This window comes from Anaerobacillus sp. QJM3NY_17, from assembly GCF_056173665.1.
Genome location: NZ_CM149685.1, coordinates 202,319 through 219,772 on the forward strand (window position 1 = coordinate 202,319; position 17,454 = coordinate 219,772).

14 protein-coding genes and 1 pseudogene are annotated in these 17,454 nt (G+C 40.7%); 13 read left to right on the plus strand and 2 right to left on the minus strand.

Going from position 1 to position 17,454, the window contains the following annotated elements; genetic code table 11:
- Positions 1 to 140: 140 nt before the first annotated feature.
- Both AC0VYV_RS01155 and AC0VYV_RS01160 read left to right on the plus strand, forming a co-directional pair.
- Entirely contained in the window at positions 141 to 770 is a 630-nt protein-coding gene (locus AC0VYV_RS01155; protein ID WP_303535682.1) for a LysE family transporter, read from the plus strand.
- A 63-nt stretch (positions 771 to 833) separates the two neighbouring features.
- Complete coding sequence (locus tag AC0VYV_RS01160) at positions 834 to 1,592, plus strand: YqcI/YcgG family protein (RefSeq protein WP_475374375.1); 759 nt, start codon at positions 834 to 836, stop codon at positions 1,590 to 1,592.
- Here AC0VYV_RS01160 and AC0VYV_RS01165 read toward each other — a convergent pair.
- The gene (locus tag AC0VYV_RS01165; RefSeq protein WP_475374376.1) at positions 1,589 to 2,899 is read right to left on the minus strand and encodes an amino acid permease; all 1,311 of its coding nucleotides are present in this window, start codon (positions 2,897 to 2,899) and stop codon (positions 1,589 to 1,591) included. The two genes, AC0VYV_RS01160 and AC0VYV_RS01165, sit on opposite strands and share 4 nt — an antisense overlap.
- 134 nt (positions 2,900 to 3,033) lie before the next feature.
- Here AC0VYV_RS01165 and AC0VYV_RS01170 point away from each other — a divergent pair, with 134 nt between their 5' ends.
- The 11 genes and pseudogenes from AC0VYV_RS01170 (at position 3,034) to AC0VYV_RS01220 (ending at position 16,492) form a co-directional block, all read left to right on the plus strand.
- Complete coding sequence (locus AC0VYV_RS01170; RefSeq protein WP_475374377.1) at positions 3,034 to 3,975, plus strand: arginine deiminase family protein; 942 nt, start codon at positions 3,034 to 3,036, stop codon at positions 3,973 to 3,975.
- Positions 3,976 to 4,110: 135 nt separating this feature from the next.
- Positions 4,111 to 4,440 carry a metal-sensing transcriptional repressor gene (locus AC0VYV_RS01175; RefSeq protein ID WP_303535692.1) on the plus strand — a complete coding sequence of 110 codons (330 nt, stop codon included), beginning with the start codon at positions 4,111 to 4,113 and terminating at the stop codon, positions 4,438 to 4,440.
- 13 nt (positions 4,441 to 4,453) lie between these two features.
- On the plus strand, positions 4,454 to 6,859 hold the full coding sequence (locus tag AC0VYV_RS01180; RefSeq protein WP_475374378.1) for a heavy metal translocating P-type ATPase: 2,406 nt from the start codon (positions 4,454 to 4,456) through the stop codon (positions 6,857 to 6,859).
- A 21-nt stretch (positions 6,860 to 6,880) separates the two neighbouring features.
- On the plus strand, positions 6,881 to 7,087 hold the full coding sequence (gene copZ, locus AC0VYV_RS01185) for a copper chaperone CopZ (protein WP_475366299.1): 207 nt from the start codon (positions 6,881 to 6,883) through the stop codon (positions 7,085 to 7,087).
- A 131-nt stretch (positions 7,088 to 7,218) separates the two neighbouring features.
- Positions 7,219 to 7,938 carry a ZIP family metal transporter gene (locus AC0VYV_RS01190; protein WP_475366300.1) on the plus strand — a complete coding sequence of 240 codons (720 nt, stop codon included), beginning with the start codon at positions 7,219 to 7,221 and terminating at the stop codon, positions 7,936 to 7,938.
- Between the two features lie 102 nt (positions 7,939 to 8,040).
- Positions 8,041 to 10,155 carry a heavy metal translocating P-type ATPase gene (locus tag AC0VYV_RS01195; RefSeq protein WP_475366301.1) on the plus strand — a complete coding sequence of 705 codons (2,115 nt, stop codon included), beginning with the start codon at positions 8,041 to 8,043 and terminating at the stop codon, positions 10,153 to 10,155.
- Between the two features lie 292 nt (positions 10,156 to 10,447).
- Positions 10,448 to 12,213: pseudogene (locus AC0VYV_RS01200) on the plus strand (PTS mannitol transporter subunit IIBC).
- Positions 12,214 to 12,240: 27 nt separating this feature from the next.
- Positions 12,241 to 14,364 (plus strand): BglG family transcription antiterminator, encoded by a 2,124-nt coding sequence (locus AC0VYV_RS01205; RefSeq protein WP_475366303.1) that lies wholly within the window; start codon positions 12,241 to 12,243, stop codon positions 14,362 to 14,364.
- A gap of 1 nt (position 14,365) precedes the next feature.
- The gene (locus AC0VYV_RS01210; RefSeq protein ID WP_160921705.1) at positions 14,366 to 14,803 is read left to right on the plus strand and encodes a PTS mannitol transporter subunit IIA; all 438 of its coding nucleotides are present in this window, start codon (positions 14,366 to 14,368) and stop codon (positions 14,801 to 14,803) included.
- 2 nt (positions 14,804 to 14,805) lie between these two features.
- The gene (locus tag AC0VYV_RS01215) at positions 14,806 to 15,951 is read left to right on the plus strand and encodes a mannitol-1-phosphate 5-dehydrogenase (protein WP_430246641.1); all 1,146 of its coding nucleotides are present in this window, start codon (positions 14,806 to 14,808) and stop codon (positions 15,949 to 15,951) included.
- Between the two features lie 211 nt (positions 15,952 to 16,162).
- Positions 16,163 to 16,492: a DUF1516 family protein gene (locus tag AC0VYV_RS01220; RefSeq protein WP_430246643.1), complete on the plus strand. Its 330-nt coding sequence runs from the start codon at positions 16,163 to 16,165 to the stop codon at positions 16,490 to 16,492.
- 274 nt (positions 16,493 to 16,766) lie between these two features.
- On the opposite strand, the gene AC0VYV_RS01225 is transcribed toward AC0VYV_RS01220, so the two are convergent.
- Positions 16,767 to 17,279, minus strand: a complete 513-nt coding sequence (locus tag AC0VYV_RS01225; RefSeq protein WP_226616780.1) for an acyl-CoA thioesterase — start codon at positions 17,277 to 17,279, stop codon at positions 16,767 to 16,769.
- Positions 17,280 to 17,454 lie beyond the last annotated feature (175 nt).

A 17,454-nucleotide genomic window follows, 5' to 3' on the forward strand; every position in this document is an offset into this window, starting at 1 on the left:
ATTAGAACGGCCTTTCCTTACTAGGGAGGGCCGTTTTATTTTTGGTTATCATTGTTAAAAAATGACTCGCCTCTCTTTTTTCGACTACTTAAAAGCATGTCCGAATACAATGATACGAATACGAAGAAGGGTGGAGGCGTATGAGTATCTTTGTAAGCTACATATTGTTAGGACTTTCCCTTTCAGCTCCAATGGGACCGATTAATGCGGCACAGCTGGACAGGGGGATTCGATTTGGCTTTATGAATGCCTGGTTAGTAGGGTTTGGAGCTATGGTAGCGGATGGCGTATTTATGATGCTCATTTACTTTGGACTTGCTCATGTCATTGAGACGCCGTTTATGAAAACATTTCTTTGGCTGTTTGGTTTTTTTGTTTTAACGTATACAGGAATTGAAAATATCGTGAAGGCTGATTCAATTGGACTTAAGCAGACAAGTGGACGATATGAAACGAACCGCAAATCGTTTCGAACTGGTTTTTTTATCGCAATCTCAAATCCGCTGAACATTTTGTTCTGGCTGGGCATTTATGGTTCGATTCTAGCCCAAACATCTAGTATGTTTGGTGCCGCCCAACTGTTTCTTTATAGTACGGGCATTTTTTTAGGTATTACCCTATGGGATCTCACAATGGCGAGTGCATCAGCAGGTGCACGAGCGTGGGTAAATCCATTTATTTTGAAGCGAATATCGATCTTATCCGGTATCACGTTAATCGGATTCGGACTCTATTTCGGTATGCAAGCTGTTAGGTTGTTCCTTGGATAGACTGGCACCTCTTTTTGTCCCTCCTAATAGGATAACGCGTGTAGTGTTAAGGAGGGATTCCGTTTGGAACTATATACGAAATCATGGATTGATGAACACGGAGAAGGAATGGAAGGTTGGAAGCGAACTGCATTTGCTCATTTTGGAGCGATGTTAGGAGATCGTGAACATCCTTATCCTTGCATTCCTGGGAAGCAGGGATTCTATCAAGATAATTTACGATTTGGATTTGCGGAAGATCCTACAACAGATGTAGCAAGTGTACAGTTAGCTACTTTGTTGAAACAGTACGGGGAAGTAGCGAGGGAAACGGGGAAATATGCCTCTCTTGTTGTTTTTTTTGACTCCACGACGTTACAGAAACAAAAAGCCGAAGTAGATCAATACCAGGAATTATTTTGGTCGCTACTAAACAGTTTACATGAGCTTGATGAGGCGCAGTGGCCAGAACATATCCCTAAAGACCCACATGATCCTAAATGGGAGTTCTGCTTCAACGGAGAACCGTATTTTGCATTCTGTGCGACACCAGCTCACCAAGTTCGAAAGAGTCGTCAGTTTCCATCTTTTCTGATTGCTTTTCAACCAAGATGGGTTTTTGATGAAATTAATGCAGAAACAACATTTGGTCAAAAGCTTAAAAAAGCGATCCGGCAACGGTTGGTTTCTTACGATGGGATTCCAGCTCACCCCGCCTTGAAGTGGTACGGTCAACAAGATAATTATGAATGGGAGCAATATTTTCTATCTGATGATGATTCTTCTCTTTCCAAGTGTCCCTTTATGGCGATGAAAAACAAGTGGAAGAGCATTCGCTCTTAACTTTGTTTTCTTTTCATTTTCAGAAAAGTTGCCCCGGCAATGAGAACTAGAAAGCATAAACTAACCAAAAATCCAGCCCGGCTAATATGGTCAAATAACGTTCCTGAAATAGCTGTACCAATCAGGACTACGCCGGTTCCAATTTTCAAATGATCTTTAAACGTAGTTTTGGTTAGTTTCCGATATGAAAAAAGAATGAACATCCAATTATAGAGGAGCATTAAACCAGCAGCTGTCGTCAAATACTCAAAGATGTTCTCCGGTAAAAGTAGTGCAACAACAATTGAAAGTAAGACGACTAGAGTCGTGAGACCAAAAGCAGGAAGAGGAATCTTCCTGCTTTTCTTTGCAAAGAGGGCAGGTGCATCATTTTCTTCAGCAAGTGTTACTAGCATGGTCGTTACGGCATATAGGGAAGCGACCATAGTGGAGAAACCGGCAATAATGAGGATCGCATTAAATATTTGCGGGATCCAGGGTAGATGAAATTGAGTTAAAGCTGTTAAAAATGGACTTTCATTCGGATCAATGCTTTTGATCGGAATAAGTTTTAACACAACGAAAAAAGACATTACGTAAAGAAACGTTAAGACTAAAAGCATGATCTTTCCAGCTTTAGGGGCATTTTTGGGATCTTCAAGCTCATTCGCCATCAGTCCCATCACTTCAATTCCACCAAATGCATAGAACGCATAAACAAGGGCAACCCAGAGACCCATTGCGCTACCTGTGAGAAAGTCTTTTGACGTGATTTCAATTCCAGCGTTACCTTTTTGTGGTTCAAGCCATCCAAATAAGGCGGCGATTCCGATAGCGAGAAACATCACAATGGCAGCAATCTTCATTACCCCAAATACGTTCTCCATTTTTTCTACGAGTTGAACACCGATAAGAATAACGATAAGGCCAAGTGAAGCGAATACAGATGCGGTGAGCCATAAAGGAGCTTTCGGAAACCAAAACTGTGCAAATAGAGCGAGGGCTGTTAGTTGACTTCCCATAATAAGCATTTCAGATGACCAGTATACCCAGCCGTTACTAAAGCCGGCCCATTGGCCAAAAGCTTGTTTTGCATAAGTGCGAAAAGACCCTTTTTCTGGATGTTCAGCAGTTAATTTCGCAAGTGCTTCATAAACAATCCATGTGCCGATCGCGGCCAGAAAATAAGCCAATAAAACGAGATAGCCTGCTTTTTCAATCGTGATACTAGAACCAAGGAAATACCCGGTCCCGATAATACACCCTATCCCTATAAACGACATTTGCCACCAGGTTAATTTCTTTTCGTGATTTGTCGATTTACTCATTATTGCATCCCCCTCTTATCTTCTTTAGTTTGAGAATCACTGGCAGTGTTTATGTGTGTTTCTTGAATTGGAGAATCTTTTCTTCGGATGAGGAGAAAGTAAGGAGACTATGTATGATAAAGGAGTTTGGTTGAATGAACATCCATCCGAATTGTTGGAATGAATATGGAGAATTAAAAACGGTTGTCGTTTGTTCTCCTTCACACTTAGATGTACCAGATCAGCAAACTGCTACAGATGTGCAGTGGGAAAAAGCAGTGAAACAAAAGAAGGCGCAAGAAAATCATGAAGAAATGATTCGCGCAATGGAGGATGCTGGCGTTCATGTTATTGATTATTCCGTTCATTTATTACGAGAAGACCTTTTATTAAATGAAAAATTAATCAATCGTATTTTTGTACGTGATCTTGCTTGTGTATTTGGCAATACGATTCTTCCGGGAGCAGCAGGAACTTCCATGAGGCGACCTGAATATTTTCAAAGCCACAGGTTATTTCAACAGTGGTTTGATGAGCGGACGTTTCAAATGCAATCAAATAATCAGTTAAAGGCATTGGAATATGGAGATGTCATGATACTTAATAAGGATGCTGTTTTTATTAATTCTGGGATTCGGACAAGCATTGAAAGTATAGAAGCACTGCAAGGGAGTATTTTTAATGCGGGGTTCCAGGAAATCGGTGTTATTGATCTACCACGACGTCCAGATACGATGCATCTTGATATGAATTGTAATGTAGCGGGAGAGAGTATATTTATAGCGAAAAGCTATATGAGGTATCTCCCTGTACAGGTTGTGACCGAAAATGATTTTCGATATGAGATGACGGGTGATTTTTTAGAGCGACATGGATATGAAGTCGAATGGACCTCTGAGATCAAACATACTGTTGCAGATATTAATTTCTTGAATTTAAATCCTGAGACGCTATTGATTAGTACGAAAACAAATAAATCTATTCTTAAGAATCATCCTACCCTTCGTAAAAAGAAGCTTATTGAGATAGAGGTAGATGAATTAGAAAACGGTGGTGGAGGAATCCGATGTATGACATTACCACTTGAGAGGGGATAAGAGAAAGTGGCTTGAAGGCTAATTCAATATATATTTCATAAAGAATCCTGCAAAGTTGTGGGATTCTTTTACATGTGTTTTGGTTGACTATTATACCTTAGGGGGGTATATTGATAGTAAGCTAAATTAGAGGAGATGATCGGATTGACAGATGAACTAAACATCCCTTTACAGCCGGATAAAAAGCCAACTGAACCGAGAACGGATGAAGAGAAACAGCAGCTGCAGAACCGATTGAAGCGAATCGAAGGCCAAATACGCGGGATTCAGAAAATGGTTGGAGATGATCGCTATTGCGTGGATATTCTTATTCAGCTGTCTGCCATTCAGGCTGCCTTAAAAAAGGTCGGCTATACGTTGCTTGAACGTCATACAAAAACGTGTGTTGCTAGTTCCATACAAGAAGGTAATGGAGATGAGCAAATAGAGGAATTAATGAAAGTGATTCAGCAGTTCTCTAAATAAAGAGGTGAGTCAGATGGATTCGAAGAAACAACTCTCTCTTGATGTGACGGGGATGACATGTGCTTCTTGCTCATCAAGAATCGAGAAGGTATTAAATAAAATGGATGGTGTCGAGGCAAACGTCAATTTAACGATGGAAAAAGCAACAATCTTGTACGATTACGATCAAGTGAAGACAGAAGATATCGTAGGGAAAATTGAAAAACTAGGCTATGGGGTTCGGAAAGAAAAAGTGGAGCTTGATATTCACGGAATGACCTGTGCAGCTTGCTCCACAAGAATCGAAAAAGGCTTAAATCGTACGAAGGGTGTTGAGCTTGCTTCGGTTAACTTAACAACAGAGTCTGGCGTTGTCGAATATCAGCCGGGAGAAGTGACGTTAGATGACATTCTTCAGAAGGTGAAAAAACTTGGTTATGAAGCGGTGATTAAAGAGAATCGTGAAAATCAAAAAAGCCATAAAGATGATGAAATTATAAAGAAGAAACGTCGATTATTGATTTCAGCTCTTCTTTCTCTTCCGCTTCTGTTAACGATGCTTGCCCATATACCTGGGGAGTTGGCTATTCCTGTTCCTCATCTTCTTATGGAACCATGGTTTCAGTTTCTTTTAGCAACACCTGTTCAATTTGTAATAGGTGCTCCATTTTACACTGGGGCTTATCGTGCCTTAGTAAATAAAAGCGCAAATATGGACGTTCTTGTTGCGCTTGGGACTTCAGCCGCTTATTTTTATAGTGTTATTGAAGGAATCAGAAGTTATTTGACAGAAGGATACAATCCGTCGCTTTATTTCGAAACAAGCGCCATTCTGGTCACGCTCATCTTAGTAGGGAAGTTATTTGAAGATCTAGCGAAAGGGAGAACGACGCAGGCCATTACCAAATTACTAAACCTTCAGGCGAAAGAAGCGAGCGTCATTCGGGAAGGCGCTGAAGTGAAAGTACCTGTCGATCAGGTTCAGGTAGCTGATCGAATCGTCGTTCGCCCGGGTGAAAAAATACCAGTAGACGGTATCGTGGAAAAAGGGAATTCATCCGTAGATGAGTCCATGATTACAGGTGAATCCATTCCCATTGAGAAAGAAGTAGGGGCGAGTGTGATTGGCTCTACGATTAATGAAAATGGGACTTTAACAATGCGTGCTGAAAAAGTGGGGAAAGATACCGCTCTTGCTGGAATCATTAAGATTGTTGAAGAAGCGCAGGGTTCAAAGGCACCGATCCAACGTTTAGCAGATGTGATTTCAGGCATATTTGTCCCTATTGTGGTAGGGATCGCAGCGATTACGTTTCTAGTTTGGTATTTACTAGTCGATCCCTACAATTTGCCACAGGCACTTGAAGCGGGGATTGCGGTGCTCGTTATCGCATGTCCTTGTGCACTAGGATTAGCTACACCAACTTCTATTATGGTAGGGACTGGGAAGGGTGCTGAGCAAGGGATTCTGTTTAAAGGTGGCGAATTTTTAGAAGCCACTCATAAAATTGATGCAATTTTACTTGATAAAACCGGTACAATCACAAAGGGAAAGCCTGAAGTAACGGACTTTGTTGCTTTTGACCTCGATGAGAAAACGGTGCTCGAACAATTGGTTGCCGCTGAGAAAGCTTCCGAGCATCCTCTAGCAAGGTCCATTGTTCAATATGGCGCGAATCACAATGTTACTTTAGCTGAAGCTGAGCAGTTTCAAACTATACCAGGTCACGGTATTGTTGCTACTGTCAAAGGAAATCAGGTTCTTGTTGGGACTCGAAAACTTATGGAACGAGAGCAAATTCCTTATTCCACTCATGAAGAACAAATGAAAAGATATGAACTTGACGGGAAGACTGCCATGTTTGTTGCATTTGACGGTCGCGTACAGGGAATTATCGCTGTTGCAGATACGGTGAAAGAAACGTCGAAAAGCGCTATTGAGGAAATGAGATCCCTTGGAATCGATGTATATATGATTACAGGTGACAATAAACGGACGGCTGAAGCTATCGGGCGGCAAGTGAACCTAAATGGTGTGTTTGCAGAAGTACTTCCTGAGGAAAAGGCTACTAAAGTAAAAGAGTTACAGGCGCAAGGAAAACGAGTGGCGATGGTAGGGGATGGCATTAACGATGCGCCAGCTCTTGCAACAGCCGATATAGGAATGGCGATTGGAACCGGAACAGATGTCGCCATTGAGACAGCAGACGTTACACTTGTTGGAGGCGATCTTGAAAACATTGCAAAGGCGATTCATTTAAGCCGTAAAACGATGCGGAATATTCGCCAGAATCTATTCTGGGCGTTATTCTATAATTCAATTGGGGTTCCAATTGCTGCAATTGGTTTACTAGCACCTTGGGTTGCGGGGGCTGCTATGGCCTTCAGCTCTGTATCAGTCGTAACCAATTCCCTTCGTTTGAAGCGAGTGAAACTATAATTCATTGAGAGGAGAATCACGATGGAACAAACAACATTAAAAATTGAAGGAATGACATGTGAACATTGTAAAGCAGCAGTAACAACTGCTTTACAGGAACTTGAAGGGGTTTCAGAAGTAAATGTGAACGTAGAAGAAGGAACGGCAAAAGTTTCTTACAATGCTTCTAGCGTTAGCGTTTCGGAAATGAATGAAGCGGTTGAAGAACAGGGATATGACATTGTCTAAATAAGAAGCCGAAGAAGGGAGTGAATCCTTTCTTCGGCTTTTTAAATTCATAACTTTCGTTTCTTGATAATAAAATTCGCTAATAGGACAAGTGGAAGAATAAGCTTATCTTTGAGGAGGGAAAGACGCCAATGAACACTTCACTGTTCACAAGTTTATTTATGATAGGCTTCGGGGGTCTTTTGATAGGAGCTACTGCAGGGAAGGTGGCATTTACCTATTATCAACATCGTTTGGAAGCTCTTTATCTGATTTGTGGTGGTATGCTCATCGGCGTGATTTCCTTTGAACTGATACCAGAAAGCGTTCGTTCGTATTCGTTTTGGGCACTACTTGCAGGTGCGTCGCTTTCTGTTCTTTTCTTTATTTGGACAGAGCAAGTGGTTCACAGGAAGTTTCAAGACAAGAGTTACCTTCCAGTGTTTGCTTTCGTTCTTGCTGTCATCTCGCACAATATCCCAGTCGGGATCGCTCTTGGAATGACGTCAGTTAGTAGCGGAATTGGCATGTCATTACTGCTATCTTTATTTATCCATCACTTACCAGAGGGAGTGGCTTTGTATATACTCACTCGAATGAACGGATTACATCGGTTGTTTGTGATCTTAGCAGCAAGCTCTGTAACAATTATTTTAACGCTATCGGCCTGGTTCGGTATGGTTTCTTATCAATCGCATCTACTAAATGGTCTCTTTATGGGCGTAGCTATTGGATCTTTATCATATGTAGCCCTTCATGAAATGATCGGTCATGTTGTTGGAAGAGTTTTAAATCGGGAGTTGTACTTATATACAAGTCTGGGAATACTTTTACTGGCTATTTACCTTGAGGTGACTCATAAACTCTTTTGACAACATATATAAAATTCAGTAAAATTGTACATAGTCTAATATGAACACATGCTCATATATTGAATAAAATAAATAAACCACATAAGAAAGGAGTTCCCATCGATGGAAGAATATCGTTTGACAGGTTTATCCTGTCCAAATTGTGCAGCGGGAATGGAACAACAGATTCAAAAACTTGAATACGGAGAATCCGCTCAAATTCAATATAATTCCGGTAAATTAAAGCTAGATGAGAGAGTGAATCTTGAACAAGTTGAGAAAATTCTTGCTTCAGATCACGCATCATTGATTAAAAACGGAAATGGACATGCCCATGAACATAGTAAGGGTGACAACAACGGGAAGTGGCTCCTTGCTATCTCATCAGCGATTTTCGCTGCTGCTCTTCTTTTAGATGGATTTACAAACATACCAGCTATTCCTTTCTATTTAATTGCCATTATTTTAAGTGGCTATCAAACGTTTATTAAAGGTCTACAGAACTTAATAAAACTGACATTTAATATTGAGACGTTGATGACTATTGCTTTAATAGGTGCAGTCTCTATTGGAGAGTGGAAGGAAGGCACGCTTGTTGCAATCCTATTTGGACTGAATGAATATTTAGAAGGCCTAGGTATGGAGAAGGCAAGAAAGTCTATGGAGTCCTTACTAGAAATTGCGCCGAAGGAAGCCCTTCGTATTCGAGAGGGAAGAGAAGAAATCGTTTCGATTCAGGATCTAAAAGTGAACGACATTGTTTTGGTCAAATCTGGCGCAAAAATTCCATCAGATGGAATCGTCGAATCTGGCTATAGTTCAGTGAACGAAGCGGCTATTACTGGAGAAGCTATGCCGGTTGAAAAAAGTGCTAATGAGTCTGTTTATGGCGGAAGTATAAATAATGAAGGAATTCTTCGTGTGAAAATCACGAAAGCTTATGAGGATTCCTCACTAGCAAAAATATTGCATTTAGTTGAAGAAGCTCAGGAAACAAAAACACCTACGGAATTATTTATTAATCGTTTCTCAAAGTATTACACACCGATTATTATGCTTATCTCAGCACTCGTGATGCTTGTTCCGCCTTTATTGTTCGGAGGGGCTTTTAGTGAGTGGTTTTACCAGGGACTTGCAGTGCTTATTGTAGGATGTCCATGTGCACTTATTCTTTCATCACCGATTGCCAACATCTCGGGTATTACTCGAAATGCGCGTAACGGTATTCTCGTAAAAGGATCTGTTTATCTTGAACAGCTAGGAAAAATTGATACGCTCGCTTTTGATAAAACCGGTACGCTTACAAAAGGGCTACCTTATGTGGAGAAATATAAAGTTTATGACCAGGAGCATTTCTTATCAGTAGCGGCAGCGGTTGAGAAACATTCTTCACATCCGTTAGCAAAAGCAATCATGACAAAAGTAAATAGCTTTCCTTATCGTGAAATCGAAGCAACAAATATCGAAACGATATCAGGGCAGGGGATCATAGCCGACATTAATGGAAAAAGACATTGGGTAGGAAATGAAAAAAGTGTTCAACATGTAACCATCTCTGAGGATGTGAGAACATCGATTGATGCGATGAAACATGATGGGTTAACGCTGGTCCTTGTAGCCGATGAGAAACATATTCTTGGGATATTTGGAGTTGCAGATGAAATTAGAGAGGAAAGTGAGTCTGTTATTCGCGCTTTACATCATGTAGGTATTAAGAATACGGTGATGTTAACAGGAGATCATGAGAAAACAGCTGAGAAAGTGGCAAAACGTGTTGGCGTACGTTCTTATTTCGGAGGTCTCTTACCTGAAGACAAAGTGGCTAAGGTGAAAGAATTAACAACAGAAGGTAAAGTAGCCATGATCGGTGACGGGATTAATGATGCTCCGGCTCTTGCTTCAGCTGACCTTGGAATCGCTATGGGAAAAGGGACAGATAGCGCGATTGAAACAGCCGATATCGTATTGATGCAGGATCACTTAGGAAAACTGCCTGAAGCGGTCTCGATCGCTAAACGAGTGAATCGAACGATACGGGTTAATATTGCGTTAGCCCTTGGCTTAAAAATGATTGCTTTACTGCTTACTATTCCTGGGTTATTAACGCTATGGATTGCGATACTGTCTGATATGGGGGCAACAATTCTCGTGACGTTCATTAGTTTAACGATTCTATGGGAACGGAAAACAAAAGAAAAAACACATATTCATAATGAAGCAGAACCACAGCATTCGTAACCCTCTAGATGTCTAGAGGGTTTTTTTATTTATGCTGGCATTCTAGATTATTCATCATAAAAATTAACAGGAAGTATAGCTTTGTTTAATCATGTCAACAAGTGCTATGCCGAATTCGCGTTTGGATTTCGTTGTAACTGACTTTGTCTCCCTTTATGATAGTAAGTAATTAAGACAAACAATACGTGCCGGGGAATAGGGGTTCCAATTAAGCGAAATATAAGATCATGTCAACAAGTCTCCTAAAAAAATGAAAACGCTTTAACGGTGCGGAAGAAAGGGAGGATATATAATGAGTGAACAGAACACAGCAGAGAAATCTGGATTTAAAGTAAAAGTTCAGCGTTTCGGAAGTTACTTAAGCAGTATGATCATGCCAAATATTGGCGCATTTATTGCTTGGGGATTGATTACTGCTTTATTCATACCAGATGGTTATCTACCAAATGCAAGCCTTGCCGAGTTAGTAGAACCAATGCTTTACTACCTATTGCCACTCTTGATTGGTTACACTGGAGGTAAAATTGTATACGGTGGTCGAGGCGGAGTTGTTGGTGCAACGGCAACCATCGGTGTTATTGTTGGAGCAGACATTCCGATGTTCCTTGGAGCTATGGCTATGGGGCCGCTTGGGGGATATTTAATCAAGAAATTCGACGAAGCGATTCATGGCAAGATTAAATCAGGCTTTGAAATGCTCGTTAACAATTTCTCAGCTGGGATTATTGGTGGGGCTTTAACTATTATAGCTTCTCTAGCAATTGGACCAGTTGTATTAGGTTTAAACAAAGCGCTTGCTGCAGGTGTAGAAGTTATTATTGCTGCAGGTCTATTACCATTAGTAAGTATTCTAATTGAACCAGGTAAAGTACTCTTTTTAAATAATGCGATTAACCACGGGATTTTCACCCCACTTGGACTTGAACAGGTAGCGAATACAGGTAAATCGGTTCTCTTTTTAGTTGAATCCAATCCTGGTCCAGGTTTAGGGATTCTCCTTGCCTACTCGATTGTGGGTAAAGGGTCAGCAAAACAATCAGCACCAGGAGCTGCACTAATTCATTTTGTTGGGGGAATTCATGAAATTTACTTCCCTTACATTTTGATGAAGCCAGCACTTCTTCTAGCGCCATTCTTGGTGGAATGAGTGGTGTGTTCACATTTACACTTCTAGATGCAGGGTTGTTAGCGGCAGCTTCACCGGGTAGTATTGTCTCTCTTATACTTATGTCACCACGGGGTGGTTATCTAAGCGTCATTGCAGGTGTTGTGGTAGCAACGATTGTTTCTTTCCTGGTCGCTTTCATAATCCTTAAACGCTCAAAAGATAGCGGAGAAGATATTTCAGAAGCGACTGAAAAAATGGAAGCAATGAAAGGGAAGAAGAGCAGCGTATCTTCTAACCTAAAAACGAATGCAGAAGAGCCAAAAGAAGAAACAACATCTTCTTATGGCAATATAGCCAAAGTAATCTTTGCATGTGATGCTGGAATGGGATCAAGTGCAATGGGGGCATCCGTACTACGTAATAAATTCAAAAAAGCTGGGTTAACAGACATTGAAGTAACAAATACTTCGATTAGCAATTTACCTAATGATGCAGATCTCGTTGTGACTCATCAAGATTTAACCGATCGTGCAAAGGATAAGCTTCCAGAAGCGAATCACATTTCGGTTAAAAACTTTATGAACAGCCCAAAATATGATGAACTTGTTGCTGAGTTAACTTCCGCAGGTGAAGTGCCAGTGAAAGAAGAAGTAGAGCAAGTTGAGAAGAAAGATATTAATAAAGTAGTGTTTGCATGCGATGCTGGAATGGGATCAAGTGCAATGGGCGCATCAGTCCTTCGCAATAAGTTCAAGAAAGCTGGACTTCAAGACATTGATGTGACAAATACGGCTATTAGTAACTTACCAGATGATGCCGACTTAATCGTAACGCACCAGGACTTAACAGATCGAGCAAAAGCAAAACGTCCTGATGCTGAGCATATCTCAGTGGCAAACTTTATGAATAGCCCGAAATACGAAGAGCTTGTTGATAGACTTAAAAAGTAGGTATAGCCAGAATTCGAGGTGAACCATGTGTTTATTTCAGCAAGGGAACGAACAATTCTTCAGCTTCTATTAGAGAGTAATGACTATTATACGGTCAAAGGAATCGCTCAAGAACTTGAGGTAAGCGAACGAACGGTTCACCGTGATTTAGTAGGCGTAGAGGATATTCTCACTCAGTATGATTTAACCTTAAACAAGAAAGCTGGAGTAGGGGTTCGAATTGATGGTGAAGAATCCAACCGAAATGAGTTGAAAAGCTATCTAGTTGATCTAACCATTACGGAATACACGCAACAAGAAAGGGAGACGCTGATTCTATGTAAGCTATTGGAATCAGCTGATCCTATTAAGTTAATTGGTCTAGCGAATGACTTGAGAGTGACAGTTGCTACTGTCAGTCATGATTTAGACAAAGCGGAAGAATGGCTTGAAAGAATGCAGCTTTCATTAATACGAAGGCGGGGATATGGTGTGCAGGTTGAAGGGACTGAAGCCCTGAAAAGGCACGCCATGAGTTCCTTGCTTGCTTCTGAGTTTAATGATTCAGACTTTTTTACGTTGTTAAAGAAGTCGATTCAAAAGAAATCTCAAGGCAATGTTCTCGAATCTGCTTCCGAACGATTGCTAGGGTTAGTTGATCGAGATAAGCTTTTGAAAGTTGAAACAATCGTTGATGATATTAACAATGAGTTACCTTATATGATCGCTGATAGTGCATATATTGGTTTAATTGTGCATTTGACTCTGGCTGTGGAGCGTATTCAAAAGGGTGAAAAGATCGAGATTGATGAAGACTATTTAAGCACGCTAAGGAATACGAAAGAGTTTGGTTTTGCTAGAATAATCGCTACAAAACTTGAAGAATCTTTTAGTGTCTTAATACCTGAAGCTGAGATCGGTTATATCACCATGCATTTACGCGGAGCCAAATTAAGAAACACTGGAGACTACTATTTAGAAGAAACAAATTATCCGATTCTTGTTAAAACCAAGGAGTTAATCCGCTATGTAGATAAGCGTCTCAATGCGAATTTAGAAACGAATGAATCACTTCTAGAGGGTTTAGTGACACACCTCGGTCCTGCTACGCATCGTGTTAGGCAGAACATGAATATCCATAATCCTTTGCTTACAAAAATCAAAGCAGATTATGCTGACTTATTCCAACTGCTTGAAGATGCGCTAAAAGATACTTTTCCGGGGGTATCCATTCCTGATGAAGAAGTTGGTTTTCTCGTCCTTCACTTTGGTTCAGCCCTTGAAGGTCGCTTTCAACATAACGAAGTGAATATTCTTGCCGTATGCTCAAGTGGTATCGGGACATCCAAAATGCTGGCGACTCGATTGAAGCAGGAGTTACCAGAAATCCAAACTATCAAAAGCGCTTCATTATTTGAACTACAAGATGAAGATCCAGAGAATTATGATCTGATTGTTTCTACAATCCCTCTCCCTGAATATGAAGGAGAGTATATAAAGGTAAATCCTTTTTTAACGGAGGAAGAGGCAACACGAATCCGCTCGACTCTTCATAAGAAGTCGATGATGAAAAGAAGAAGCACGGTCGAGAAGCCAAAGACGGATAAGGAATCCTTGTTTTTTTCAAATGATGAAGCGAGTACCTGGTTTCGTAAAGCTGAATTATATACCAAGACTGCAGCTTCAGTAGTGGAATTATTTCGAGTAAATCAATCTGAACACAAAGAGGTGGAGAAGCTTTTAGCAGAAGAGTGTATGCGTCTAGAAATGCTTGATGCTATCAGCGATTCATCAGATGTTAAAGAAGCACTTCTAAAGCGCGAAACCATTAGTGGAGTGGGTATTCCTGAGACTTCACTTGCATTGTTTCATACGCGGACACCTGAAGTTAAGAAGCCTGTGTTTACAATTGTTCGATTAATGGAACCTGTTCAGAGAAAGGCAATGGATGGTTCATTTATTGAAATGGACACCGCTCTTTTACAACTGGCACCAGAGGATTCGCCAATTGAAAGCATTGAGATCATGAGCTACATTAGTTCTCTTATCATTGAATCAAATGAAAGCATCGCGCTTTTTTCGGGGAGCAATCAAGAATCAATTGGATTGTATCTCGCTAACAAAATGAAAAGTCATGTAGAAAAACAATTAGGATTTAAAGGAGACGATTAAAATGGCAAAAGAAATTCTATCAACTGAGAACGTATTACTAAACGAAACGGCTGCAACAAAAGAAGAGGCTATCCGTATGGCAGGTCAAATCCTTGTAGACAACGGTTATGTGGATGAAAGCTACCTTGAGCAAATGCAAGAACGTGAAAAGATCACGACGACTTACATGGGCAACTCTGTTGCAATTCCTCACGGTACGGAGGATGCTAAGAAAGCTGTGAAGCATTCTGGACTATCCATCATCCAATTGCGAGAAGGCGTTGATTTCGGAGATGGAAATATTGCGAAGATTATCATAGGTATTGCTGGTAAGGATAATGAACACTTAGAGATCCTTTCTCAAATTGCCATTGTATGTTCTGAAGAAGAAAATGTAGAAGAGTTGATTCAAGCGGATTCCAAAGAAACGTTAATCTCAATGTTTAACGAGGTGAATTAATCATGCTTGCCGTTCATTTTGGTGCTGGAAATATTGGAAGAGGCTTTATTGGTAAGCTTCTTTCTCAATCAGGATATGAAGTATGCTTCGTAGATATCAACGAGAATGTGATTAACGAGCTTAATGAACGAAATAGTTATACAGTGGAAATATTAGGTCAGGATAAGGAGAAGATTGCTGTTGAGGGTGTGAAAGGTATTAATAGCCAACAAGATCCTGAGGCAGTTGTCGATGCGATCTATCAAGCTGACCTTATTACGACCGCTGTTGGCCCGACCGTATTGAAATTGATTTCTTCTGCTATCAAAGAAGGCATCTCAAAACGTATCGCAGATGGAAAGGCTCCCGTTAACGTTATTGCATGTGAAAATATGATCGGTGGCAGTACAATGCTTCGAAAAGCTGTTGAAGAAAAGATGGATGAAGCGGATCGTAAAGTGCTAGATCAATATGCTGGTTTCCCAGATGCCGCAGTGGATCGTATTGTTCCAAATCAAACGCACGAAGATCCATTAATGGTTGCGGTTGAACCGTTCTATGAATGGGTAGTCGATCAAACTATGATGGCTGGAGAGGTTCCGGATATTGCTGGGCTTACGTACGTTCAAGATCTTGCTCCTTACATTGAGCGGAAGTTGTTCACCGTTAATACTGGACACGCAGTGACAGCTTACCTTGGTTATCAAGCAGGGTATGAGACAATAAAGGAAGCACTAGACACTGAAGATATCTATCATGATGTTAAGAAAGCTCTTGAAGAGTCTGGTGAATTGCTTCAGCATAAGCACGGTTTCGAAAAAGAGGCGCATGAGGCTTATATTACAAAAATTCTTGGTCGTTTTCTAAATCCACATCTAGTGGATGAAGTTACTCGCGTTGGACGAGCTCCAATTCGTAAAATTGGAGCTGACGACCGTCTTGTTGGACCGGCACGTCAGCTCGCGGAATTAAACAAAGAACCAAACTACCTTGCGAAAGGAATTGCAGCAGCATTACGATTTGATCCTAAAGAAGATGAAGATGCTGTAACGATTCAGAGTAAAATCAAAAACGAAGGTCTTTCTAGTGCGATTACTGCTTTTACAGGAGTAACCGAAGGAGAAACTCTATTTGATCTAATTAGCAAGCATTATAAAGAAATGGCGTAATCTCTACGCAGAAGGGGAGCTCATTAAATGGAGCTTCCCTTTATTTGTTTGAAATCTGTTCGTTTCGGAATTATTTATTAGGGATAAATAATATCTTAAATCGTATCATTTTGTTACGATTTCGTATTAGGACTTGTGCCAACCTCAATACAATTCTACTATTAAGGTATGGCGTTAGTCATATTCATTTTCAATGGGAAGGGGAACACGAATGTTCAATATATTACTTCAGTCTCACTCAGGTTCATGGGCGATTCTTGTTTTGCTATTAGTGGTTAGTTACTTTGCTCCTAAGCAAAAGATCTCGCTTATGATTCAGCGATTATTTTACTTGATTATGCTCGGTACTGGAATTGGGATGCTCTTTATCCTTGGTTTTCCGCTGATCTATGTGCTTAAAGGGATCCTGGCGGTTGTGTTAATCGGGGTTATGGAAATGATTGTTGGAAGAAGAAAGCGTGCCGAATCAACAAAAATGCTTTGGATCGCATGTATTGTTCTTATTTTAGTTATTATTTCAATCGGCTACAATTGGATTTAATGTGAAAAAGCGACAGCCAATAAAATTGGCTGTCGCTTTTTTTAGTGGCTTCAGTCCCTCGATCGCTTCACCTCATAAAATGAACACAAAGACCGTGTTCTTTTTATAAGGCTCCAGCGCTTGTCGGGCCTAATCGGTCACTTCCGCTTTTGTTACCATCCAGCTGCAGTGACCAGTCCCTCGATCGCTTCACCACTCAAAATGAACACAAAAGACGTGTTCTTTTTGAGTGGCTCCAGCGCTTGTCGGGCCTAACCAGTCACTTCCGCTTTTGTTATTCCCAAGGTTTTTCTGTGGTTAGGAGGCCGGCTAGTTCTTTACTGGCCTGGCGGTGTTCTTTGCGTTTTTCTGCTCGGGCGGGAGCTGTTTCGTGTAGGTTTTTTTCTTCTTCTGATTCAGGGATGACTTTTGGAACGGGTAGTGGTTTTTTCTTTTCATCCAATGCCACAAATGTAAGGAATGCTGTAGCTCCTATATGTCGTTCGCCCGATAGGAGATGTTCTGCAATTACTTTCACAAATACTTCCATAGAAGACTTTCCGGTGAATGTCACGTATGCTTCGAGACAAACAGAGTCGTCTGGTGTAATCGGGTGTAAGAAGTCAACAGAGTCAGTTGAGGCTGTTACAACTTCACTACGACAGTGGCGCATTGCTGCGATTGATGCAATATCATCAATGTCTCTCATCAGCTGGCCACCAAATAAAGTATTATGATTGTTTGTTGCTTCTGGGAATACGTGACTTGTTTTGACAACACGTGATTCGCGAATGTATTTAGATTCCATAGTCGTCTCTCCTTATTATGCTTTTCTTGTCGTCTATCTTTACTATGCCCTTGATTAGGAGCTGAAAAACCTCTGTCAAATATGTAAGAGTAGAGGAGTTACCTAAAGTAGCGATTATATAAATCGTCCCACTCATCTTCGTTCACGTCAAAGACTGTTTTTGAATCCCATTTTG